Origin of the sequence: uncultured Desulfovibrio sp. (genome assembly GCF_944324505.1) — a bacterium.
Classification (GTDB): domain Bacteria; phylum Desulfobacterota; class Desulfovibrionia; order Desulfovibrionales; family Desulfovibrionaceae; genus Desulfovibrio.
Genome location: NZ_CALUWO010000001.1, coordinates 536,543 through 557,394, shown reverse-complemented (window position 1 = coordinate 557,394; position 20,852 = coordinate 536,543). Strand labels below are relative to the sequence as shown.

The following is a 20,852-nucleotide window of genomic DNA, read 5'->3' as shown; positions in this document are numbered from 1 at the left end:
ATGTGGGAAAGTAGGCCGCTGCCAAAGATTGTTCCAGAACCCCTCGCTGCGTTGCGCGCGAGGGGTTCTTTGTTTTTATGCGGCCTCCTCTGGCCGCTTTTTTTGTCTGTGGCGCCTGCTGCCGCCTGCTCCAGGCAGAGGGCCTGCGCTGGTGCATCTGCCGGAAGGCTGTCCCGGTCCGGCAGGGAAGGGGGAATGGCACGGTCCGTCGGGACAGGGCGGCACGCTTGCTGCCGGCAAGCTGGCAGCGGGGACAATGCGGCGTCGGCTACGCATGCAATGCTGATCGTCGCGGCAGCCACAAAGGCAGGGGCTGTGCAACGCAGCTGGCTGGGCAGGAAATCGGCAGGTGGGACTGTGCAGCGTAGCAGGCCAGACTGGGAACGAGCCGCCGTGTTCTGATACGGGACCGGGCGGCAGCGAGCAGGGCGGACCATCACTGCGCGGCGTCAGGGACGGCAGGCTTTTGACTATGGACCGGACAGCAGCCGGGGAAGTGTTCCGCGTCTGCCACGGACCGCGGCAGACGGAGAAATGGCCCCTTCATGGCCGGTGGCGGGCAGGCTGCGCCCTTGGGGCAGCATGCGGGCCTTTGTACAGCGGAACGCGCCCTCGTCATGGCCAGGTGACCCGTGCCCAAAGGCGGGGTGTGGCGGCTGGTCGCACTGGCTGTCCAGCCGCGTGCCGCTAGTGCATCGGTCGCTGCAAAGGCTGGGAAGGGCGGACTGTTTGGCGGGCGCAGCCTGTTGGTGGAGTGGCACGGCTGCATGATGTCGTGGTGACAGAAAGCTGTCGTAAAACAGCGTCGTCCTGCCTTGTCACAGGGCGCCCCTATTTGCACGGCAGGCGCGACGGAGCCTTTCTGCCTGGGGGCGGGCAGGCCGGACGGCCTCTCCCTCATGGGCATGCGGGCCAGGGGGGCGGTGTGCTGCCGGACCGTGTTGACGAATACGGCATGCGCCTTTTCGACAGACCGTGCTGCGGAAAGCGGCCTCCCGGGTGGCCGGCTGGCCGTCTGACCGCCGCAGGAGCAGATGGGAGCCGCGTTCAGCTCAGGGCGGTGAGGTCGTAGGTGCTGTGCTCCACCACATCGGCCTCTATCAGCGCACCGGGATGCACGCCGGGGCCGCTGATATAGGTGATGCCGTCCACCTCGGGGGCCTGAAACCAGACCCTTCCCGTATGCAGCCCCGGCCATTCCTCGTGCGGCGCGTCCACCAGAACGGGCAGACGCCGGCCTTCTTCTTCCGCCAGCAGGCTTTCGCTGATGTCGGCCTGAATTTCCATGAGGGCGGCACGGCGCTCTTCCTTGATGTGGTCAGGAACCTGATCGGGCATGCCGGCAGCCGGCGTGCCGTCCTCGGCCTGATAGGCAAAGACGCCCATGTTGCGAAAGCGGGCTTCTTCCACAAAGCGGCAAAGCGCCGTGAAATGGGCGTCGGTTTCGCCGGGATAGCCCACAATGAAGGTGGTGCGCAGCGCGGCCTGGGGCAGCTCTTCCCGCACCAGATCAAGAATGTGGTGCGGATCGCGGGCAAAGGGGCGGCCCATGCGCGCCAGCACGTCCGGGTGGGCATGTTGCAGGGGAATATCCAGATACGGCAGCAGGGGCGCGCCTGTTTGGCGGATATAGCGCAGCAGGTCGCGCGTGATGCCCGTGGGATAGAGATAGAGCAGCCGCAGCCAGGCCAGGCCGTCAAGCGGCAGCAGCTGGTCGATGAGGGAACGCAGGTCCTGCGCGGGCATGAGGTCAGTGCCCCAGGACGTGGTGTCCTGCGCCACCAGCACCAGTTCGCGCACGCCCCGGGCCAGCAGGTCTGCGGCTTCCTGGCGCAGTTCCCCGGCCGGTGTGGAGTGCAGCCCGCCGCGGATGGACGGGATGGTGCAGAAGGCGCAGCGGTGGCGGCAGCCTTCGCCGATTTTGAGCCAGGCATAGGATGGCCCGGTGGACAGCAGGCGCCCGCGGCAGGGGCTGCCTTCCTGCAGGGCCAGGGCCTCGCGCAGCATGGCCGGCCATTCTTCCAGCCTGCTGGTGGGCAGCCAGAGGTCCACCTCCGGCAGTTCTGCGGCCAGGTCGGCAACGCCGTAGCGCCCCACCATGCAGCCGCCCACGGCCAGCAGGGGCCGCCGTTTGAGCGGCGCCAGTCGCGCAATGGCATCAAGAACGCTGCGGATGGATTCACGCACGGCAGGTTCGATGAAGCCGCAGGTATTGATGAAGACCAGGCGCGCCCGCCCCATGTGCGGTACGCAGGTAACGGGCAGCCCCAGTGACCCCAGCGTGTGCTCGGTATCCACACGATTCTTGGGGCAGCCGAGGCTGAGGGACCAGACGGGCAGGGCGGAAGGGTGCTTTTTCATGACCGCATGGTAGCCTCGTACGGGCCGTTTGTCATCCTGTGCCCGTGCTTCAGGCCCGCCGTACCAGGCGCAGGCTGGAGGGCAGAATACAGAGGAGTTTGTCCGGGCAGATATGCGTGGGATCGGTCACAAAGCCCTGGGCCGGAATGTGCAGGATGGCCTCGCGTTCATGGCTGCAATCAAAGAGATGCAGACCGTCCTGATCCAGGCGGTCCACCACGGTCCAGTGCCGGATCACCGGAGGCGTCTGGGGAGTCAGATGGCGCAGAAAGCGCAGGATGACGGCCCGCCCTTCGCCGGCAGCCAGCCAGTCCCGGCAGGTATGCAGCAGCGTCCGGGCATCGGGGTAGGGTTGTTGGGCAAAGGGGGTCAGCACTTCCAGGGGATGTCGGGCCTGCTGGGTGGCAAGCAGACGGTCCACCAGCCGGCTGTAGTCCGTTTCCTGCATGAGCACGGCCCGGAGGGCCTCCGGGTCCCTGGCCAGTGCGGTCAGCGTGTCGTTGAGAATCTGCCGGGCCTGCAAGGTGCGCAGGCCGTGGGTCAGCCGCAGGGCATTGAGCACGGCATAGATGGCGCAGAAGGTATCCAGCGTTCCCTGATAGAAGGGTTTGAGCATAGTGACTCCCGTCTTCTTATGCCCGCAGCCGGCAAAGGGGTCAACTGCGGGCAAGGGGGCCGTGCGGGCTTTACAAGTTTGCCGCAGCCATGTATAAGGAAGACCCCATAAACAATATCACAAAAACTTGATATGCAGATATTAACCAATCCCCAGGAACTGACGGCCCAGTGCCGCCAATGGCATAAGGACGGCGAGACCATCGCCCTGGTGCCCACCATGGGCTACTATCATGCCGGTCACGAATCGCTCATGGAGCGTGGCCGTCAGCTGGGCAGCAAGCTGGTGGTGAGCCTGTTTGTCAATCCGACGCAGTTTGGTCCCAATGAGGACCTGGATGCCTATCCGCGCGATCATGAGCGTGATGCGGCCATTGCCCGCAGCCATGGCGCGGACCTTCTGTTCATGCCCGAAGCGGGCAGCATGTACGCCAAAGATCACGCCACGTGGGTGGAAGTGCCCGACATGGCGCGTGGCCTGTGCGGCGCCAGCCGTCCCATTCATTTCCGGGGCGTGTGCACCGTGGTCATGAAGCTGTTCCAGCTGACGCAGGCCGATGTGGCGGTTTTTGGCCAGAAGGACTGGCAGCAGCAGGCCATCATCCGGCGCATGGTGCGTGACCTCAATGTGCCCGTGCGCATTGAAACCCAGCCCATCGTGCGCGAGGCGGACGGTCTGGCCCTGTCCTCGCGCAATGTCTACATGACGGCGGAAGAGCGGGCACAGGCACCGCAGCTGCACAAGGGCCTGGAACTGGCCCGCGCGCTGGCCCGTCAGGGAGAACGCAATGCCGGCATTCTGCGTGATGCCGTGCTGCGCTACTGGGCCGAAAATCTGCCCCTGGGCCGTCTGGACTACCTGAGCGTGGTGGATGCCGAATCCCTGGAGCCGCTGGATACGCTCAACGGGCGCAGCCTCATGGCCTGTGCCGTGCGCATGGGCAAGGCCCGCCTCATCGACAACATTCTTCTGGAAGACTAATTCCCCTCGCAAGGAGACCCCACTATGCAGACCAAGGGCAAGTATTTCTTTACGTCCGAATCCGTGACCGAGGGCCATCCCGACAAGGTGGCTGACCAGATTTCCGATGCCGTTCTGGATACCCTGCTGGCGCAGGACCCCGACGCGCACGTGGCCTGCGAAACGCTGGTGACCACCGGCATGGCCGTTATCGCCGGCGAGATTTCCACCACGGGCTATGCCGACCTGCCCCACGTGGTGCGCGAGACCATCCGCAAGATCGGCTATACCAGCTCCGACATGGGCTTTGATGCCGATACCTGCGCCGTCATTTCCTCCATTGACCATCAGTCCCCCGACATCGCCCAGGGCGTGACGCGCACGGCCCCTGAGGATCAGGGCGCCGGCGACCAGGGCATGATGTTCGGCTTTGCCTGCTCCGAAACGCCCACGCTCATGCCTGCGCCCATCTTCTGGGCGCATCAGCTGTCGCAGCAGCTGACGCGGGTGCGCAAGGACGGCACCGTGCCCTTCTTCCGTCCTGACGGCAAGACGCAGGTGTCCTTTGAATATCAGGACGGCAAGCCCGTGCGCATCAACAATGTGGTGGTCTCCACCCAGCACGCGGCCAGCGCCACGCAGGACGAGATCATTGCCGCGGTGAAGCAGCACGTCATCCGCCCGGTGCTGGAACCCTCCGGCTACTTTGATGAAAAGGACTGCGAAATCTTCATCAATACCACGGGGCGTTTTGTGGTGGGCGGTCCCATGGGTGACTGCGGCCTGACCGGCCGCAAGATCATTCAGGATACCTATGGCGGCAGCGGCCATCATGGCGGCGGCGCCTTTTCCGGCAAGGATGCCTCCAAGGTGGACCGCTCCGGCGCCTACATGGCCCGGTATATTGCCAAGAATGTGGTGGCCGCCGGTCTGGCGCCGGTCTGCGAAGTGCAGATTGCCTACTGCATCGGTGTGGCGGACCCGGTGAGCGTGCTGGTGTCCTCCCAGGGCAGCAGCGAGGTGCCGGATGAAGTGCTGACCAAGGCCGTGCGCGAGGTCTTTGACATGCGCCCCTACTTCATTACCAAGCGCCTGGAGCTCAAGCGCCCCATCTTCTCCAAGACCTCCTGCTACGGTCACTTTGGCCGCGAGCTGCCCGAGTTCACCTGGGAAAAGACCGATGCCGTGGCAGACCTGCGCACGGCTGCCCGGGTGTAGTCGTTCTGCACAGCGTATGTATGAGGCCGGGGTTTCCCCGGCCTCATTGTTTGGTCAGGCGGCTGGCCTGCTCCGTGCCGGGGACGGCCTGCCCCGCGGCATGGCGGCGGGCGTTTGCTTGCAAGCCCTGGCTGGATCACGTATAGTCATCTATTACGGATGACACCTTGGCCGGAGCCTTTTGCCACGGGCTGGCCGCCTCGTGGGCAGGCCATGGGGCAGGCAGGTCATGGACAGGCCCGCGTGCTGGCGGCGGCACAGGGGATGGCAGATGCCGTTTTTTCTGCCCGCTGTGTCCTGCGCACAGCCGCCTTTCCCGCCTTGGGCGTCTGTTCCCGCTACCGTTTCCGGCAGGTCCGGTCCCGATTTCCCGGAGCGGACGGTCATTCACGGATATATGCTGCTGTTCCGGCTGCCAGGCTGCTTCTGATGGCGGGCCTGCCTCGCAGCCGGCCGGCGCACGGCAAGGAGGCATGACATGGCCGGCAATACCTTCGGGCGCATTCTGCGCCTCACAACCTATGGGGAATCGCATGGTGCCGGCATTGGCGGCATTTTGGACGGCTGCCCGGCCGGTCTGCCTCTGAGTGAAGCGGACATGCAGCGCGACCTGGACCTGCGCAAGCCGGGGCAGGGGCGCACAGCCACGGCACGCAAGGAATCGGACACGGTGCGCATTTTGTCCGGGGTCTTTGAAGGCCGCACCACAGGCACGCCCATTGCCTTTCACATTGCCAATGAGGATCAGCGCTCGCGGGATTACGGCAATCTGGCCCAGGTCTTCCGGCCCGGTCATGCGGACTGGGGCTTTTTTCAGAAATTTCACGGCATCCGCGATTATCGCGGCGGTGGCCGTTCTTCCGGGCGGGAAACGGCTGCGCGCGTGGCCGCCGGTGCGGTGGCCCGTCTGCTGCTGGCTGTACACGGCATTCATGTGCAGGCTGCGGCGGTGGAGCTGGGCGGCATTGCCGTTCCCCCTGAGGAACGGGATCTGAACGGCGCGCTGGCACGTCCCTACTTTGCGGCCAGCGACAGTGTGGTGCCCCTCTGGGACCAGCGCGTGGCCGCTGCCCGGGCTGCGGCGGATACCCTGGGCGGCATTGTGGCCGTGCGGGCCTGCGGCGTGCCTGCCGGGCTGGGGGAACCGGTATTTGACAAGCTGGATGCCCTGCTGGCCTATGCCCTCATGGGAGTGGGCGCGGTCAAGGGCGTGGAGGTGGGCGACGGTTTTGCCGCCGCGCGGCACACCGGCTCAGGCAATAATGATCCCCTGACGGAAACGGGCTTTGCCTCCAATCATGCGGGGGGCATTCTGGGCGGCATTTCCAGCGGACAGGACATTCTGCTACAGGCGGCGGTCAAGCCCATTGCCTCCATTCCCCGGACGCAGCAGACCATCGACCGGGAAGGGCGCCCCGCCAGCGTGCTGGTGGGCGGCCGCCATGACCTGGCCGCCATTCCGCGCATTGTGCCCGTGCTGGCGGCCATGACCTGCCTGACGCTGGCCGATGCCCTGCTGTTGCAGGAGCGTATGCAGGCCCTGCCGGAAAGCATGCTGCCCCAGCCGCGTCCGGCGGCACTCCAGAGGCGGCGTTCCTGATGCTTGCGTTCCTGTCGTCCTGCCCGTGTGGGGAAGGTCATGTCCAAGCCCGCTGAACTGCCGCTTCTTGCTGACCCGGATGCCGTGACCCTGAGTGGGACACTGGAGCGCGTCATTTTCCACAATGAAGAAAACGGCTATACCGTGCTGCGCCTGCAACCGGACAGCCCCCTGCCGTCACCGTCCCGGGTGACGGGAGCGCCCTCGCGCGGCATCAGCCGTGATCCCGTGACCTGCGTGGGGCACATGCTGACGCCGCAGACCGGCGTGCACATACGCGTGCAGGGGCGCTGGGTGACCAACCAGCGCTTTGGCCGGCAGGTGCAGTTCAGCAGCGTGGAAGAGGTGCTGCCCGCCACCAGCGAAGGCATACGGCTGTACCTGGCCTCCGGCCTCATCAAGGGCGTGGGCAAGGAAATGGCCGGCCGTATTGTGGAAAAATTCGGCACCGATACCATCCGCATCCTGGATGAGGAGCCGGAACGCCTGCGCGAAGTCCGGGGCATCGGCAAAAAGAGCCTTGAGGCCATCCGCGAAAGCTGGGCCGAGCACCGCGGCATTCGCGATCTGCTGCTCTTCCTGCAACCGCATGGCATCACCCCGGCCTATGCGGTACGCATCTACCGGGCCTATGGCGCCGATGCGCTTGCGGTGGTGCGGGAAAATCCCTACCGCCTGGCCATGGACATTCACGGCATCGGTTTTGTGACTGCCGATGCCGCGGCCCGCAAGCTGGGCTTTGCGTCGGACAGCCCCCTGCGCGTACAGGCGGGCATTCTGTATATCCTGCAGAAGTCCACGGATGAGGGCAATGTCTATGAGCCGCAGAACCGCCTGGTGGAGGAGGCTGCCGCCAGGCTGGACGTGGCCCCGGAACTGGTTCTGGAGGGCATACGCGCCCTGGAGGCTGACGAGCGCCTGGTGCGGGAATGGCCCGACCAGCCTGCGCCCCTGCCGGCCGGTGACAGTCAGACCGCCGTTGCGCCTGAGGCGTCGGAGGAGGGGCCGTGCATCTACCTCAAGCGCTATTATCACTGCGAATCCAAGACCGCCTTTTATTTGCAGCGCCTGCTGCATTCGCCCAAGGCCGTGCGCTTCAGCGATGTGGACGCACTGGTGGACAAGGTGGCCGGCGAGCTGCCCATGACCCTGGCCCCGGAACAGCTGGAGGCCGTGCGCACCGCCGCGCGCAGCAAGGTCATGGTGCTGACCGGCGGCCCCGGCACGGGCAAAACCACCATCATCAATGCCATTATTCGTCTGTTCGGCGAAGTGCGGGCGCGCATTCTGCTGGCTGCGCCCACGGGGCGGGCTGCCAAGCGCATGGCCGAGACCTCCGGTCGTGAGGCGCGCACCATCCACCGGCTGCTGGAATACAGTCCCAAGGAAGACGGCTTTGCCCGCAATGAGGACAATCCCCTGGCCTGCGGCCTGCTGGTGGTGGACGAGGCGTCCATGATGGATATCCTGTTGTTCTACCATCTGCTCAAGGCCGTGCCCCTTGGCGCCACCCTGGTGCTGGTGGGCGATGTGCATCAGCTGCCTTCCGTGGGGCCGGGCAATGTGCTGGCGGACATCATTGCCTCCGGCGCCGTGCCGGTGGTGCGCCTGACCGAGATTTTCCGGCAGTCGGCCCAGAGCGAGATCATCTGCAATGCCCATCTGATCAATCGCGGGCAGGTTCCGCCGCTGGAGTGGCACAAGGACAGACTGTCGGACTTCTATTTCATCCATGAGGATGATCCCCAGAAGGTGGCTGATCTGGTGGTGGACCTGGTGCGCAATCACATTCCCCGGCGTTTCGGCCTGGACCCTGTGGATGACATCCAGGTGCTGACGCCCATGCGTCGCGGTGCCGTGGGCGTGGAGGAACTCAATCACCGCCTGCAGGAGGCCCTCAATCCCCACGGTCTGGAAGTGCGCCGGGGCGAGCGGGCCTTTCGCCTGCATGACAAGGTCATGCAGGTGCGCAACAATTACGATAAGGATGTCTTCAATGGCGACATGGGCCGCATCGTCTTTCTGGACGGCAAGGAGCGGACCCTCAGCGTCAGCTTTGACGAGCGGGTGGTGCCCTATGACTTTGACGAGCTGGACGAGCTGACGCCGGCCTATGCCATTTCCATCCACAAGTCCCAGGGGTCCGAATATCCGGCCGTGGTCATTCCGCTCATGCGGCAGCATTACATGCTGCTGCAACGCAATCTGGTCTATACGGGGGTGACACGGGGCAAGAAGCTGGTGGTGCTGGTGGGGGAATCCCGTGCCCTGAACATGGCGGTGAAGAATAACCGCACCCACCGCCGCTACACCCGGCTGGCCTTCCGCCTGCAACCGTTGACATAGCCGCCGCACTCGGGTAGAGGCGCAAGAATCATGCTCCCTGCCGCAGGGGGAGCTTCTTCATCGCCGCGCTGCCGGCATAACCCGGGTATGGTATGACGCAAAAGAAATACGACCTGACCTTCCATTATTTTCGGGCCTTTGCCATCCTTTCCGTCATGCTGACCCACATGTGGGTCGGCCCCCTGCTGGATGATGACGGCAGCTCCGGCAAGCTGCTGGACAGCCTGCGCCAGTGCCTCTTTCATTCCAGCACCATCTACTTCATCTTCATTTCCGGCTACCTCTTTGACCATGTGAACCGGCGCCGGGCCTTCCGCCTGCTGCGCTTCTACAAGGCAAAGCTGCTGCATGTCTTCTGCCCCTACTGCGTGCTGTCGCTGCTGCTTCTGGGCACGGCCTGGGTGGCGCACAATGCCTTTCACATCGACATTGCCTTCATCAACGAAGGGACGCCCGTGGCCTCGCTGGCGGATGTGCTGGAATGCCTCTGCTATGGCACGGCCTGCCTGGTGCCGTACTGGTACATTCCCTTCATCCTGTCGGTTTTCAGCATCAGCCCCGTGATCCACTGCCTGCGCGACAGCCTGCTGCGGCGGATCATGGTGCCGGCCGCCATCCTGCCCCTGCTGGTGCCGCGCGGTCTGCTGTTCTTCTTTCGCAATTACTGCTTCTTCTTCCCCGTATTTTTGCTGGGAGTGGTTTTTTCACGCCATCGCGGGACCTGCATGGCCTTCATCCGGCAGCATATTGTCATGATTCGCCTTGTGGCCGTCTTCACGTCCCTGCTTATCCTGCTTGACTGCTACCACAGCTTCATTCCCAATATCGAGGCGGCCTTCTATGTGCAGAAGCTCTGCATCGGCTCGTGGATACTGGATGTGCTGGAGGATTTGGACAGGGAGGTGGCCGCCCTTGACCTGCTGGCGCAGTGCAGTTTCCCCCTGTTTTTTCTGCATGTCATTTTTCAGAATCTGTTGCAGGATCATCTCTTTGTTCTTTTTTCCACAGTGCTGAGCCGGCAGACGGTGCTGGTGGCCACATTGACGGCAGGCACGGAGATTGTCCTGTGTCTGCTGTGCATTCTGCTCATCAGGCGCCTGCTGGGGCGGCATTCCCGCTATGTTATCGGGGGCTGACCCCGAAAATCCGGGGGCAGGGCCGCAGTGCGGGGAGAGCAAGGGCACCGTGTGCGGCAGCCCCCGGAGCATGCTTGCAAAATGATTTATAATATACTGAATTTATTTTATATTTTACGCATATTGCTTTCTGCCGCAAATAGGATAAGAAAAGCGTAAACTAAACTGTGCTCTTTTTGGGCACAAGGAGTTCTCCCATGACTGAAGAGCAACGGCGTGCCCTTGCCGCCCTCAATAACAAAGAACCGGATTTTGACCCCGAAGTGGCGGACGAGATTCTGCGCGACGGGGACGACTACCGCCCGCCCAATGATCTGGGCGGCGGGGCGGCAGACGCGCTTTCCCGCTCGCTGTCGTCCACGCCCATGTCCACGGACCGCATCATTGCCATTGCGGCCATGGTCTGCGCCATCTCCGGCTTCTTTTTCTTTGCCGTCTTCTTCATCCCTCCGGCGGTGGTGCTGGCCGTGATCGCCATTTTCCGCAAGCAGTTCATGCTGGGCGTCATGGCGCTGGGCATTTCGGTCATTGCCGCCTTTACCTCGTCCACCTTTCTCGCTCTGCTGGGACTGGTCTAGGTCCCGATAGTCCGCGAAAAAAAGGCCGCCCAAGGGCGGCCTTTTTTCATCCCGCATTTCGTCTGCCATGGTGGCATGGCAGCTCAGGACATGTCGTTTTCCCGGCGGAAGCGGCCGTTGCCGCCACAGGGCGTGACGGGCTTTCTGTCACGTCCGGGGATGCGGGGTCTGGTCCGTGCCTGTCAGTCCATACGGATGGCTGCGTCGCCGTGCTCCCGGCGCCAGATGGCGATATCCTCCACCGAGCAGAGCGGCAGTCCGTGCTGTCGGGCATAGGACGCCACCTGTGGCAGGCGGGCCATGCTGCCGTCATCCAGCGTGAGTTCGCACAGAAGACCACAGGGGCGCAGGCCGCTCAGGCGCATGAGATCCACCGTGGCTTCCGTGTGGCCGCGTCGCTCCAGTACACCCCCGGGGCGTGCCCGCAGGGGAAAGACGTGGCCGGGCCGCCGCAAATCCTGCGGCCGGGCATCATCGGCAATGGCGGCCCGCACTGTGGCAAGACGGTCGGCAGCAGAAACGCCGGTGGTGACGCCCTCGGCCGCCTCGATGCTTACGGTAAAGGCTGTTTGCTGTGCATTGGTATTGTGTGCGCTCATGGGTGGCAGATCCAGGCGGCGGCAATGCTCGTCCGTGAGGCAGAGGCAGACAATGCCGCTGCAATCGCGGATAAGACGGGCCATCTGTTCTTCTCGGCAGAGTTCTGCCGAAAAGATGAGGTCGCCCTCGTTCTCGCGATTTTCGTCATCAACAACCAGTACGCCATGGCCCTGGCGCAGGGCAGAAACGGCCGCCCGCAGCCGCTGTTCGGCAGAGCCGAAGGACTGAAGGGGAGAGGAAGGGGACTGATGCATACAGGTCTCCGTACCCGTAAATCCGTAACGGGTGTATACGATGCATCAGGGCGCGGGCACGACACAAGAGCAGCCTCATGGAAGCTGCTTTGCACGCGTGCCAGACACGATTCTCTTTCATCCGGACTGTTACCGTCGGCTCCGGGATCTCACCGGCTCTGCTGACCCCTGCGTGGGCAGGGCGCTCGCGGGCTTGTGAGCCGGTCCACGGGGCCGCTCCATCACCGCCGGTGGGGAATTGCACCCCGCCCTGAGAAACTATTATTTTAGCACTGAGTCCGGGGTGCCGCAAGCGATGGCAGGCGGTCCCCGGGGTCTGACGTACAACTCGCTTGCAGACGAGGCAGGAGGCCGGTCGGAGAGCAGGAAGATATTCACCGACACGAGGTCTTCAAAAAAACTTTTCCACAGGCTCTTGACGGATGGGGAAATGGCGTTACTTCTATTTCACAAGTTTTCCACAAGGAGGACATTATGAATCTGGTTCGTTTTCAACCTCGCCATTACGCCGCCAATGATACCGCTACGCCGCATGAGTATCAGCCGCTGAGCCGTCTGCATAATGATATTGACCGTCTGTTCAATGGATTCTTCACCGAAAGCCCCTGGGGCCGCATGACGGACATGCTGCGCCAGGTGCCGGACTTTGTGCCCAGCCTTGACCTGAAGAGCGATGCCGCTGCCTACACCCTCAGCCTGGAACTGCCCGGTGTGGCCCAGGACGATGTGAAGGTGGAAGTGCTGGACAATACCCTGACCATCTCCGGTGAAAAAAAGGCCGAAGAGCTGCCCAAGGAAGCCAGCCAGCATGTGCAGGAACGCAGCTATGGTTCCTTCAGCCGCAGCATGACCCTGCCGGAAGATGCTGATGTGGAAAATATCTGCGCCACCCACAAGGATGGGGTGCTGACCATCACCATCCCCCGCAAGACGCCTGAAAAGCCGCAGGCCCGGGCCATCACCATCACGCACGCCTAATAACGTCTCCTCAGGACGAAGGAAGGGGGCGCTCCCGTTACGGGGGCGCCCCCTTTGGCGTTTATGGACAGCTTGGGGAAAGGGCCGGTGCCTGTGGACGCGGCGCTCCGGCAGGCAGGCTCTATTGCGGCATGCGGTTCAGGCAGGAGAGCAGCTTTTTGAGGGCCAGGGCATCCCAGGGCATGTATTCGGTAAAGCTCATGCCCACCACATCCGTCTGTGCTCCGATGTCCTCCAGAATACGGTGCAGATGCCCTATCCGCAGCTTGCCATGCTCGGCAGCGATGGGCGTTTCTACATCGGGATTGGTGAAGAGCAGGGACGTGAAATGGGCCGGGTCAAGAACGTCAATGTCAAGATGGATGGCCGCATGGCGGAAGCCGCTCTGCCGCAGCCAGTCCAGCAGCGGCGTGCTGTTCCGGATAATGTCCCGGCTGGGGATGACGTGCAGTTGCCATTTGCGGATGGTGGCATCCTCATGGGGCAGTACGCCGTCAACGCCCACAAGGGCCACCTGTTCCGGCCTGACAGGCCGGGCCACTTCGGCCGCCAGCAGGGCTTCGCCTTCGCCCAGCAGATTGCCCAGCACCATGGCATGGGCATGGTCAAAGTCCCTGGGGGTGGTAATGTCAGGATGGGCATCAATCCAGATGATGGCCAGGTCGCCCGCGTACAGCTCATTGAGATAGCTGAAGGGGGCCTGGCTGATGAGGCAGTCTCCCCCGAAGGTGACGATGCGCCGGGGCGCATGCTGCCGGATGATTTCCTGTGCGGCCCGCAGCTGCCGCAGGATTTCCTGGCGGTAGAAGACGCCCCCGTCCCTGGGGGCGGGGCTGTCTGCCTGCGGGGGCGCCACGGGAATTTCCACCAGGGGAGCCGTGCTTTCCGGCGCCAGCCAGGCCAGCAGGCGTGCGCCCAGGGGGTAGATCTGCCCGGGGAAGGGGGATTCGTCATAGCCGCCCTGCCATTGCGGAAAGACAAGACGGAGCAGGGAGTGTGCTGTCTGGGGCATGGTTTCTTCTCCTTGCCGTGCAAGGTTTTTGCGGGGCAGCCGTTTCGCGCGGTGGCACAGCCGGTGCCGGCTGTCAGGCGGGCAGGGCCGCCGGAGGGCAAGGTCTGGAAGCAGGGCTGTTGCCGCAGTGCGGCCGGGGAACGGAAAGGGCGCGTGACAACAGCCGGCGCCGGACGCCGGGTCCGGCGGCCGAAAAATGACAGGGGAAAGGAAGGTATGCCCCTTCCTTTCCCCGGAAATAACGCGATGCCGGCCCGTGCCTACAGCGAGGCAGACACCAGGCGCAGCAGACGCAGGAGCTGATTGGTGAAACCGGCCTCATTGTCATACCAGACAATGAGCTTGAGCAGGGTGCCGTCCATGACCTGGGTGGTCAGCGAGTCCACCACGCCGCCGTGCGTATCGGCCTTGAAGTCAATGGACACCAGCGGTTCTTCGCAGTAGCCCAGGTTATCCTTGAGGGCGCCTTCGCTGGCGGCCTTGAGGGCGGCATTCACTTCGGCCACGGTGGTAGGCTTTTCCAGTTCGCAGGTCAGGTCAACCAGGGAGATGTCGGGGGTGGGCACGCGCACGGCCATGCCGTCAATCTTGCCCTTGAGGGCGGGGATGACCAGCGCGGTGGCCTTGGCGGCGCCGGTGGTGGTGGGAATCATGGACACGGCAGCGGCGCGGGCGCGGCGCAGGTCCTTGTAGGAACCGTCCAGGATGCGCTGGCTCATGGTGTAGGAATGGATGGTGGTCATGAGACCGTGGCGGATGCCGAAGGTATCGTTGATGACCTTGGCCGCAGGCGCCAGACAGTTGGTGGTGCAGGACGCCGCGGAAATGACGCTGTGGGCGGCGGCATCGTACACGTCGTCATTGACGCCCATGACGATGGTGGCATCGGCTTCCTTGCAGGGGGCGGAGACCACCACCTTCTTGGCGCCGCGGGCCAGGTGCAGGGCGGCATCGTCACGCTTCTTGGCGGTGCCGGTGGTGTCCACCACCAGTTCCACGCCCAGTTCCTTCCACTGCCATTCACCGGTCTTGAAGCGGGTCACCGTGATGTGGCGGCCGTTGACGATGATGCCGTCATCGTCAAAGCTCACCGTACCGCCGAAGGTGCCGTAGGTGGAATCATACTTGAAAAGATGGGCCAGGGTGGCATTGTCCGCGCGGGCATTGATGACGGAAACCACCACATCCTGCGAATCCGCCATAAGGCGCAGCAGGTAGCGGCCAATGCGGCCAAAACCGTTCATACCGAGTTTGACGGCCATAACAGAAACTCCTCTTTCTGGGTATTGATGTCAAAAGACGGGTTACGCCTTGCCGGACGAACCCATGACATTGCGAATCTTGTGGGCCACCATGTTCTTGACGGCTTCGCGGGCCGGCTTGAGGTAGGCGCGCGGGTCGAAGGCCTCGGGGTGTTCCACCATGTACTGGCGGATGGAGGCCGTGAGGGCCAGGCGGATGTCCGTATCCACATTGATCTTGCAGACGCCGGATTGGGCGGCACGGCGCAGCATGTCTTCCGGCACGCCCTTGGCGCCGCCCACGTTGCCGCCGTATTTGTTGCACAGGTCCACAAATTCCTGCGGCACGCTGGAAGCGCCGTGCAGCACCAGCGGATAGCCGGGCAGGCGGCTGCTGATGTCATCCAGGCGGTCAAAGTCCAGCTTGGCTTCGCCCTTGAATTTGTAGGCGCCGTGGCTGGTGCCGATGGCGATGGCCAGGGAGTCGCAGCCGGTGCGCTGGACAAAGTCCACAGCCTGGGCGGGATCGGTATACACATGGTCGGCGGAGGTCACATGCTCTTCCACGCCGGCCAGCTTGCCCAGTTCCGCTTCCACCCAGACGCCGCGGGGATGGGCGTAGTCCACCACCTTTTTGGTCAGGGCCACGTTTTCCTCATAGGGCAGGTGCGAGCCGTCGATCATGACGGAGGTAAAGCCGCCCTCGATGCAGGCGGCGCACATGTCGAAATCCGGGCCGTGGTCCAGATGTACCACCACCGGCACATCGGGGTCTTCGGCCAGAGCGGCTTCCACCAGTTTCATGATGTAGTTCTGGCCCGCGTATTTGCGCGCCCCGGAAGAAACCTGCAGGATAACCGGGGACTTTTCCTCGGAAGCGGCCTGCATGATTCCCTGAACGATTTCCATATTGTTCACGTTGAAAGCGCCTACGGCATACTTGCCTGCATAGGCGGCGGCAAACATTTCCTTTGGCCCGATAAGCGGCATGGCATCCTCCTGATACGTCAATGATGTTACCGCCCGTGGCGGCGCGCAGTGCAGACACAGAACAAAGACACGTTATCCCAATCACCGGAAAAAGAAAATCCCCGCAGAGCACCTGACAAGGTGGCGCCGTGCGCCGGGGACGGCCGCGGGGCTATTCGTCCCCCACCTTGAGCGCGGCAAGGAAGGCTTCCTGCGGCAGTTCCACATTGCCCATGCGTTTCATGCGCTTCTTGCCCTCCTTCTGCTTTTCCAGCAGCTTGCGCTTGCGGGTAATGTCGCCGCCGTAGCATTTGGCCGTCACGTCCTTGCGGAAGGCGGAAACGGTCTCGCGGGCAATGATCTTCTGGCCGATGGCCGCCTGGATGGCCACCTGGAAGAGCTGGCGAGGAATGGTGCGCTTGAGTTTGAGGGCCAGTGCTCGACCGTAGGGATAGGCCCGGTCGCGGTGCACGATGACGGCCAGCGCGTCCACCGGTTCGCCATTGAGCATGATGTCCAGCTTCACCAGGTCCGAGGCGCGGTAGTCGATGGGCTGGTAATCCATACTGGCATAGCCGCGCGTGGCAGACTTGAGCCGGTCAAAGAAATCATAGACGATTTCGGCAAAGGGCAGCTCGTAGGTGACCACCACCCGGTTGGTGGCCAGATAGTGCAGGTCTTTCTGGGTGCCGCGCTTTTCTTCGCAGAGCTTCATGACATTGCCCACGTATTCATTGGGCACGTGGATGTCCATGCGCACATACGGTTCGTAGAGGGCGCGAATCTTGGTGGGATCGGGCAGATGGCTGGGGTTGTCGATTTCCAGGGTTTTGCCGTCATGGGTTTCCACCCGGTAGATGACGGAAGGCGCGGTGGCAATGAGGTCCACCTCGAATTCGCGTTCCAGACGTTCCTGGATGATTTCCATGTGCAGCAGGCCCAGGAAGCCGCAGCGGAAGCCGAAGCCCAGGGCCTGGGAGGTTTCCGGCTCAAAGCTGAAGGCGGCGTCGTTGAGTTGCAGCTTTTCCAGTGCCGCCTTGAGATTTTCGTAATCGTCCGACTCCGAGGGATAGAGGCCGCAGAAGACCATGGGCTTCACTTCCTTGAAGCCGGGCACCGGCGCGTCGGCGGGATTGTCGGCCAGGGTGATGGTGTCGCCCACGCGGGCATCGCCCAGCTCCTTGATGGACCCGCAGAGAAAGCCCACCTCGCCGGCGTGCAGTTCCCGCACATCCGTGGCTTCGGGCTGAAAGACCCCCAGGCGCAGTACTTCGTACTCCTTGCCCGTGCTCATGAGGCGGATACGGTTGCCCAGGCGGACCGCCCCGTCCATGACGCGGAAGAGCACCACCACGCCCTGGTAGCTGTCGTACCACGAGTCAAAGATCAGGGCCTTGAGGGGGCCATCCTCCCGGCCCTGCGGCGCGGGCAGGCGGTGGACAATGGCTTCCAGCACCGCCGGCACCCCTTCGCCGGTCTTGGCGGAAACCGCCAGGGCATCGGAGCAGTCCAGGCCGATGGCTTCCTCGATTTCCGCCTTGACGCGTTCCACATCAGCGCTGGGCAGGTCAATCTTGTTGAGCACGGGCACGATTTCATGATCATGGTCCAGGGCCAGGTACACATTGGCCAGTGTCTGGGCCTCCACCCCCTGGGTGGCATCCACCACCAGCAGTGCACCTTCGCAGGCCGCCAGCGAGCGCGAGACCTCGTAATTGAAGTCAACGTGCCCGGGGGTGTCGATGAGGTTCAGCTCGTATTCTTGCCCGTCAGCGGCCACATAGGGGATCCGCACGGTCTGGGCCTTGATGGTGATGCCCCGCTCGCGTTCCAGGTCCATCTTGTCCAGATACTGCTGCCGGGCCTCGCGCTGGCTGACCACCCGGGTCAGCTCAAGAATGCGGTCGGCAAGGGTGGACTTGCCATGGTCGATATGGGCAATGATGCAGAAATTGCGGATATGGTCCTGCTTGGGCATGATTGGCTCGTGGGGTTTTGTCCGGAAAGAGACTGTTGTGGAAAACGTGTCTGTATACTCAAATTTTGCCGGAAAGTCCATTTGTCAGGCAGCCAGCCGGCGCGCCCCGTGCGGCGCGGCAGCTGCCGCCAGGAGGACGGGCAGCGGGACCGGCCGCACACCGGCAGGCCGGCAGGCGGGAACAGCGGCAGCAAAAAAGGCCGGAAGCGGACTTCCGGCCTTTTTGTCTTGCCTGTGGCGTCGGGGTTAGTGCCGGGCCAGCTCCAGACGGGTGATGGCACGGCGCAGGGCGGCCTGCGCCCGCTCCACATCCAGATCGGGAGAAGGCTTGGCCAGGCGTTCCTCGGCGCGTTTCTTGGCGGCTTCGGCGCGCGCCACGTCGATGTCTTCGGCACATTCCGCCGATTCGGCCAGCACGGTCAGAACATTGTTGTTCACATCGGCGAATCCGCCGGAAATGAAGACAAACTTGTCCTTGCCGTTGCTGCTGTAGCGCAGATGGCCGATCTTCAGGGCCGAAAGCAGCGAGACGTGATGCGGCAGCACGCCGAATTCACCCATGACGCCGGGGCAGACGACCATGTCCGTTTCGGCGCTGACCACGGTCTTGTCCGGGGTGACGATTTCCAGTTGCAGCGTGCTCATGCGTTGTCCTCGTTGTTCGGTGTGCCTTACTTGCCTTCCTGCTTGGAGCGGGCTTCATACTTGGCCACGGCCTGGTCAATGCTGCCGAGCATGTAGAAGTCGCTTTCGGCGAGGTGGTCGTACTTGCCTTCCAGAATGCCCTTGAAGCCCTTGATGGTATCTTCAAGTTTCACATACTGGCCGGGCGTGCCGGTGAAGGTTTCGGCCACGTGGAAGGGCTGGGACAGGAAACGCTGGATACGGCGCGCACGGGCCACGGTGAGCTTGTCGTCATCCGACAGTTCGTCCATGCCGAGAATGGCGATGATGTCCTGCAGTTCCTTGTACTTCTGAAGGACCATCTGCACCTGACGGGCCACCTGGTAGTGTTCTTCGCCCACCACGTCGGGGGCAAGAATGCGGGAGGTGGAGTCCAGCGGGTCCACGGCCGGGTAGATGCCCAGTTCCGCAATCTGGCGCGACAGCACCAGCGTGCCGTCCAGGTGCGAGAAGGTGGTGGCCGGCGCCGGGTCGGTAAGGTCGTCAGCGGGAACGTACACGGCCTGCACCGAGGTGATGGACCCCTTGTTGGTGGAGGTGATGCGTTCCTGCAGGGCGCCCAGGTCCGTCCCCAGGGTGGGCTGATAGCCCACGGCGGAGGGCATGCGGCCCAGCAGGGCGGACACTTCGGAACCGGCCTGCGTGAAGCGGAAGATGTTGTCGATGAAGAGCAACACGTCCTGATTTTCTTCGTCACGGAAGTATTCGGCGCAGGCCAGAGCCGTCAGGGCCACGCGGGCACGCGCTCCCGGAGGTTCGTTCATCTGCCCGTAGACAAGCGTGGCGCGTTCCAGCACGCCGGCTTCCTTGAGTTCGTTATACAGGTCGTTGCCTTCACGGGTGCGTTCCCCCACACCGGCAAAGACCGACGAACCGCCGTGCTGTTTGGCAATGTTGTTGATCATTTCCATGAGAATGACCGTTTTGCCCACGCCGGCGCCGCCGAACAGACCCATCTTGCCGCCCTTGGGGAAGGGGACAAGCAGGTCCACGACCTTGATGCCCGTTTCCAGCAGTTCCACCTTGGTGTTCTGTTCGGTGAAGCTGGGGGCCGGGCGGTGAATGGGATAGTATTTCTCGGCATTCACCGGCCCCATATTGTCCACGGGACGTCCGATGACGTTGAGAATACGGCCCACGGAAGCCTTGCCCACGGGAACCATGATGGGCTTTCCGGTATCCACCGCTTCCATGCCGCGCACCAGACCTTCGGTGGCGTCCATGGCGATGGTGCGCACCACGCCGTCCCCAAGGTGCTGGGCCACTTCGCAGATCAGGTCAGGGGCGTCGCTGTTGTTGGGGTTTTTGATTTCCAGCGCGGTGAGAATGTCCGGCAGGTGCCCGTCGCTGAACTCCACGTCCACGACGGCGCCAATGACCTGGACAATTTTCCCGATGTTTTTCTTCATGAGTGCTTGCTCCTGTTACCCGTTGAGCGCTTCGGCGCCGCCCACGATATCAATGAGTTCGCTGGTGATGGAGGCCTGCCGCGTCTTGTTGTACAGCAGGGTCAGCGTATCGATCATCTCGTTGCAGTTGCGCGTGGCATTGTCCATGGCAGCCATGCGGGCAGCGTGCTCGCTGGCGGCCGTGTCAAGCATGCCGCGGTAGACCTGCACCTTGACGTAGCGGGGCAGCAGCTCCGCCAGCAGCTGATCTTCCTGCGGTTCATAGAGGTACTCGCACTGAGCAGCAGCGGGAGCCGCCTCGTCGCCGGTTTCCGCTTCGGGGGCGCTCATGGGCAGCAGGCGCAGCGTGCGCGGCGGCTGATGCGCCATGGAAACGAATTCCCCGTAGACCATCCATACCTCGTCCAGTGCCAGCGTTTCATAGCCGTGGATCATTTCCTGCGCCACACTGTTGGCGAGGGGAAAGTCCACGTGCCCCATGCGGTCGGCATAGGCAAGCATCAGCTCGTATTCCGACTTGCGCAGGGCGTCACGGCCCTTGCGGCCCACGCAGGCAAAGCGCACGGTCATGCCCTCGGCCTTTTTCTGGGCAGCCAGCTTCAGGCCGGCATTGATGATGTTGGCGTTGAAGCCGCCGCACAGGCCGCGGTCAGACGTTACCAGCACAATGGCGCACTGCTTCTTGTCCTGGTGTTCGTCCAGCAGCGGGTGGGCGCTGCCTTCGGCCTTGCCGGCCAGGTCCGCCAGAACCTGGCGGTACTTGCCGGCATAGGGGCGAAAGCGCTCGATGCGGGCCTGCGCACCACGCAGCTTGGCCGAGGCCACCATGTTCATGGCCTTGGTGATCTGCTTGGTCTTGCCGACCCCCACGATCTTCATTTTGACGTCTTTGAGTGAAGGCATGGCTATCCT

At 63.1% G+C, this 20,852-nt stretch carries 17 protein-coding genes and 1 riboswitch; of the genes, 7 read left to right on the top strand and 10 right to left on the bottom strand.

All coding sequences use genetic code 11. The features are described from left to right. Nucleotides 1-1,047 precede the first annotated feature (1,047 nt). Together rimO and Q0J57_RS02625 are read right to left on the bottom strand one after the other, a co-directional pair. Nucleotides 1,048-2,361, bottom strand: coding sequence for a 30S ribosomal protein S12 methylthiotransferase RimO (gene rimO, locus Q0J57_RS02630; RefSeq protein WP_297216765.1), 1,314 nt, complete (start codon nucleotides 2,359-2,361; stop codon nucleotides 1,048-1,050). Between the two features lie 49 nt (nucleotides 2,362-2,410). Then, nucleotides 2,411-2,977 carry a hypothetical protein gene (locus tag Q0J57_RS02625; protein ID WP_297216762.1) on the bottom strand — a complete coding sequence of 189 codons (567 nt, stop codon included), beginning with the start codon at nucleotides 2,975-2,977 and terminating at the stop codon, nucleotides 2,411-2,413. Nucleotides 2,978-3,109: 132 nt separating this feature from the next. On the opposite strand from Q0J57_RS02625, the gene panC reads away from it, so the two are divergent. The 6 genes from panC (at nucleotide 3,110) to Q0J57_RS02595 (ending at nucleotide 10,815) form a co-directional block, all read left to right on the top strand. Next, entirely contained in the window at nucleotides 3,110-3,958 is an 849-nt protein-coding gene (panC, locus tag Q0J57_RS02620) for a pantoate--beta-alanine ligase (protein WP_297216759.1), read from the top strand. 24 nt (nucleotides 3,959-3,982) lie between these two features. Further along, entirely contained in the window at nucleotides 3,983-5,155 is a 1,173-nt protein-coding gene (metK, locus tag Q0J57_RS02615; protein WP_297216756.1) for a methionine adenosyltransferase, read from the top strand. A 478-nt stretch (nucleotides 5,156-5,633) separates the two neighbouring features. Continuing rightward, nucleotides 5,634-6,755, top strand: a complete 1,122-nt coding sequence (gene aroC / locus Q0J57_RS02610; RefSeq protein WP_297216754.1) for a chorismate synthase — start codon at nucleotides 5,634-5,636, stop codon at nucleotides 6,753-6,755. Between the two features lie 39 nt (nucleotides 6,756-6,794). Then, nucleotides 6,795-9,101, top strand: coding sequence for an ATP-dependent RecD-like DNA helicase (locus tag Q0J57_RS02605; RefSeq protein WP_297216751.1), 2,307 nt, complete (start codon nucleotides 6,795-6,797; stop codon nucleotides 9,099-9,101). A gap of 92 nt (nucleotides 9,102-9,193) precedes the next feature. After that, complete coding sequence (locus Q0J57_RS02600; protein WP_297216748.1) at nucleotides 9,194-10,237, top strand: acyltransferase; 1,044 nt, start codon at nucleotides 9,194-9,196, stop codon at nucleotides 10,235-10,237. 197 nt (nucleotides 10,238-10,434) lie between these two features. Beyond that, a complete protein-coding gene (locus Q0J57_RS02595; RefSeq protein WP_297216745.1) occupies nucleotides 10,435-10,815 on the top strand; it encodes a hypothetical protein in 381 nt (126 codons plus the stop codon). A 182-nt stretch (nucleotides 10,816-10,997) separates the two neighbouring features. On the opposite strand, the gene ribB is transcribed toward Q0J57_RS02595, so the two are convergent. After that, the gene (ribB, locus tag Q0J57_RS02590; RefSeq protein WP_297216742.1) at nucleotides 10,998-11,669 is read right to left on the bottom strand and encodes a 3,4-dihydroxy-2-butanone-4-phosphate synthase; all 672 of its coding nucleotides are present in this window, start codon (nucleotides 11,667-11,669) and stop codon (nucleotides 10,998-11,000) included. Between the two features lie 105 nt (nucleotides 11,670-11,774). Continuing rightward, nucleotides 11,775-11,931: riboswitch (FMN riboswitch) on the bottom strand. Nucleotides 11,932-12,143: 212 nt separating this feature from the next. Here ribB and Q0J57_RS02585 point away from each other — a divergent pair. Further along, the gene (locus Q0J57_RS02585) at nucleotides 12,144-12,647 is read left to right on the top strand and encodes an Hsp20/alpha crystallin family protein (RefSeq protein WP_297216739.1); all 504 of its coding nucleotides are present in this window, start codon (nucleotides 12,144-12,146) and stop codon (nucleotides 12,645-12,647) included. 121 nt (nucleotides 12,648-12,768) lie between these two features. Here Q0J57_RS02585 and Q0J57_RS02580 read toward each other — a convergent pair whose 3' ends face one another. The 7 genes from Q0J57_RS02580 to Q0J57_RS02550 form a co-directional block, all read right to left on the bottom strand. After that, entirely contained in the window at nucleotides 12,769-13,659 is an 891-nt protein-coding gene (locus Q0J57_RS02580; protein ID WP_297216737.1) for an arginase family protein, read from the bottom strand. A gap of 260 nt (nucleotides 13,660-13,919) precedes the next feature. Continuing rightward, nucleotides 13,920-14,921: a type I glyceraldehyde-3-phosphate dehydrogenase gene (gap, locus tag Q0J57_RS02575; protein WP_297216735.1), complete on the bottom strand. Its 1,002-nt coding sequence runs from the start codon at nucleotides 14,919-14,921 to the stop codon at nucleotides 13,920-13,922. A 42-nt stretch (nucleotides 14,922-14,963) separates the two neighbouring features. Then, on the bottom strand, nucleotides 14,964-15,890 hold the full coding sequence (gene fba, locus Q0J57_RS02570; protein ID WP_297216733.1) for a class II fructose-1,6-bisphosphate aldolase: 927 nt from the start codon (nucleotides 15,888-15,890) through the stop codon (nucleotides 14,964-14,966). A 151-nt stretch (nucleotides 15,891-16,041) separates the two neighbouring features. Then, nucleotides 16,042-17,847, bottom strand: a complete 1,806-nt coding sequence (lepA, locus tag Q0J57_RS02565) for a translation elongation factor 4 (RefSeq protein WP_297216730.1) — start codon at nucleotides 17,845-17,847, stop codon at nucleotides 16,042-16,044. A 246-nt stretch (nucleotides 17,848-18,093) separates the two neighbouring features. Further along, complete coding sequence (locus Q0J57_RS02560) at nucleotides 18,094-18,492, bottom strand: F0F1 ATP synthase subunit epsilon (RefSeq protein ID WP_297216727.1); 399 nt, start codon at nucleotides 18,490-18,492, stop codon at nucleotides 18,094-18,096. Nucleotides 18,493-18,518: 26 nt separating this feature from the next. Then, on the bottom strand, nucleotides 18,519-19,940 hold the full coding sequence (atpD, locus tag Q0J57_RS02555; protein WP_297216724.1) for a F0F1 ATP synthase subunit beta: 1,422 nt from the start codon (nucleotides 19,938-19,940) through the stop codon (nucleotides 18,519-18,521). A 15-nt stretch (nucleotides 19,941-19,955) separates the two neighbouring features. Further along, the gene (locus tag Q0J57_RS02550) at nucleotides 19,956-20,843 is read right to left on the bottom strand and encodes a F0F1 ATP synthase subunit gamma (RefSeq protein ID WP_297216721.1); all 888 of its coding nucleotides are present in this window, start codon (nucleotides 20,841-20,843) and stop codon (nucleotides 19,956-19,958) included. Between the last annotated feature and the right edge of the window lie 9 nt (nucleotides 20,844-20,852).

Excerpts from the sequence above, each read along its gene's own strand:
- rimO (WP_297216765.1), bottom strand. The coding sequence starts at position 2,361 with ATGAAAAAGCACCCTTCCGCCCTGCCCGTCTGGTCCCTCAGCCTCGGC.
- Q0J57_RS02625 (WP_297216762.1), bottom strand. The coding sequence starts at position 2,977 with ATGCTCAAACCCTTCTATCAGGGAACGCTGGATACCTTCTGCGCCATC.
- panC (WP_297216759.1), top strand. The coding sequence starts at position 3,110 with ATGCAGATATTAACCAATCCCCAGGAACTGACGGCCCAGTGCCGCCAA.
- metK (WP_297216756.1), top strand. The coding sequence starts at position 3,983 with ATGCAGACCAAGGGCAAGTATTTCTTTACGTCCGAATCCGTGACCGAG.
- aroC (WP_297216754.1), top strand. The coding sequence starts at position 5,634 with ATGGCCGGCAATACCTTCGGGCGCATTCTGCGCCTCACAACCTATGGG.
- Q0J57_RS02605 (WP_297216751.1), top strand. The coding sequence starts at position 6,795 with ATGTCCAAGCCCGCTGAACTGCCGCTTCTTGCTGACCCGGATGCCGTG.
- Q0J57_RS02600 (WP_297216748.1), top strand. The coding sequence starts at position 9,194 with ATGACGCAAAAGAAATACGACCTGACCTTCCATTATTTTCGGGCCTTT.
- Q0J57_RS02595 (WP_297216745.1), top strand. The coding sequence starts at position 10,435 with ATGACTGAAGAGCAACGGCGTGCCCTTGCCGCCCTCAATAACAAAGAA.
- ribB (WP_297216742.1), bottom strand. The coding sequence starts at position 11,669 with ATGCATCAGTCCCCTTCCTCTCCCCTTCAGTCCTTCGGCTCTGCCGAA.
- Q0J57_RS02585 (WP_297216739.1), top strand. The coding sequence starts at position 12,144 with ATGAATCTGGTTCGTTTTCAACCTCGCCATTACGCCGCCAATGATACC.
- Q0J57_RS02580 (WP_297216737.1), bottom strand. The coding sequence starts at position 13,659 with ATGCCCCAGACAGCACACTCCCTGCTCCGTCTTGTCTTTCCGCAATGG.
- gap (WP_297216735.1), bottom strand. The coding sequence starts at position 14,921 with ATGGCCGTCAAACTCGGTATGAACGGTTTTGGCCGCATTGGCCGCTAC.
- fba (WP_297216733.1), bottom strand. The coding sequence starts at position 15,890 with ATGCCGCTTATCGGGCCAAAGGAAATGTTTGCCGCCGCCTATGCAGGC.
- lepA (WP_297216730.1), bottom strand. The coding sequence starts at position 17,847 with ATGCCCAAGCAGGACCATATCCGCAATTTCTGCATCATTGCCCATATC.
- Q0J57_RS02560 (WP_297216727.1), bottom strand. The coding sequence starts at position 18,492 with ATGAGCACGCTGCAACTGGAAATCGTCACCCCGGACAAGACCGTGGTC.
- atpD (WP_297216724.1), bottom strand. The coding sequence starts at position 19,940 with ATGAAGAAAAACATCGGGAAAATTGTCCAGGTCATTGGCGCCGTCGTG.
- Q0J57_RS02550 (WP_297216721.1), bottom strand. The coding sequence starts at position 20,843 with ATGCCTTCACTCAAAGACGTCAAAATGAAGATCGTGGGGGTCGGCAAG.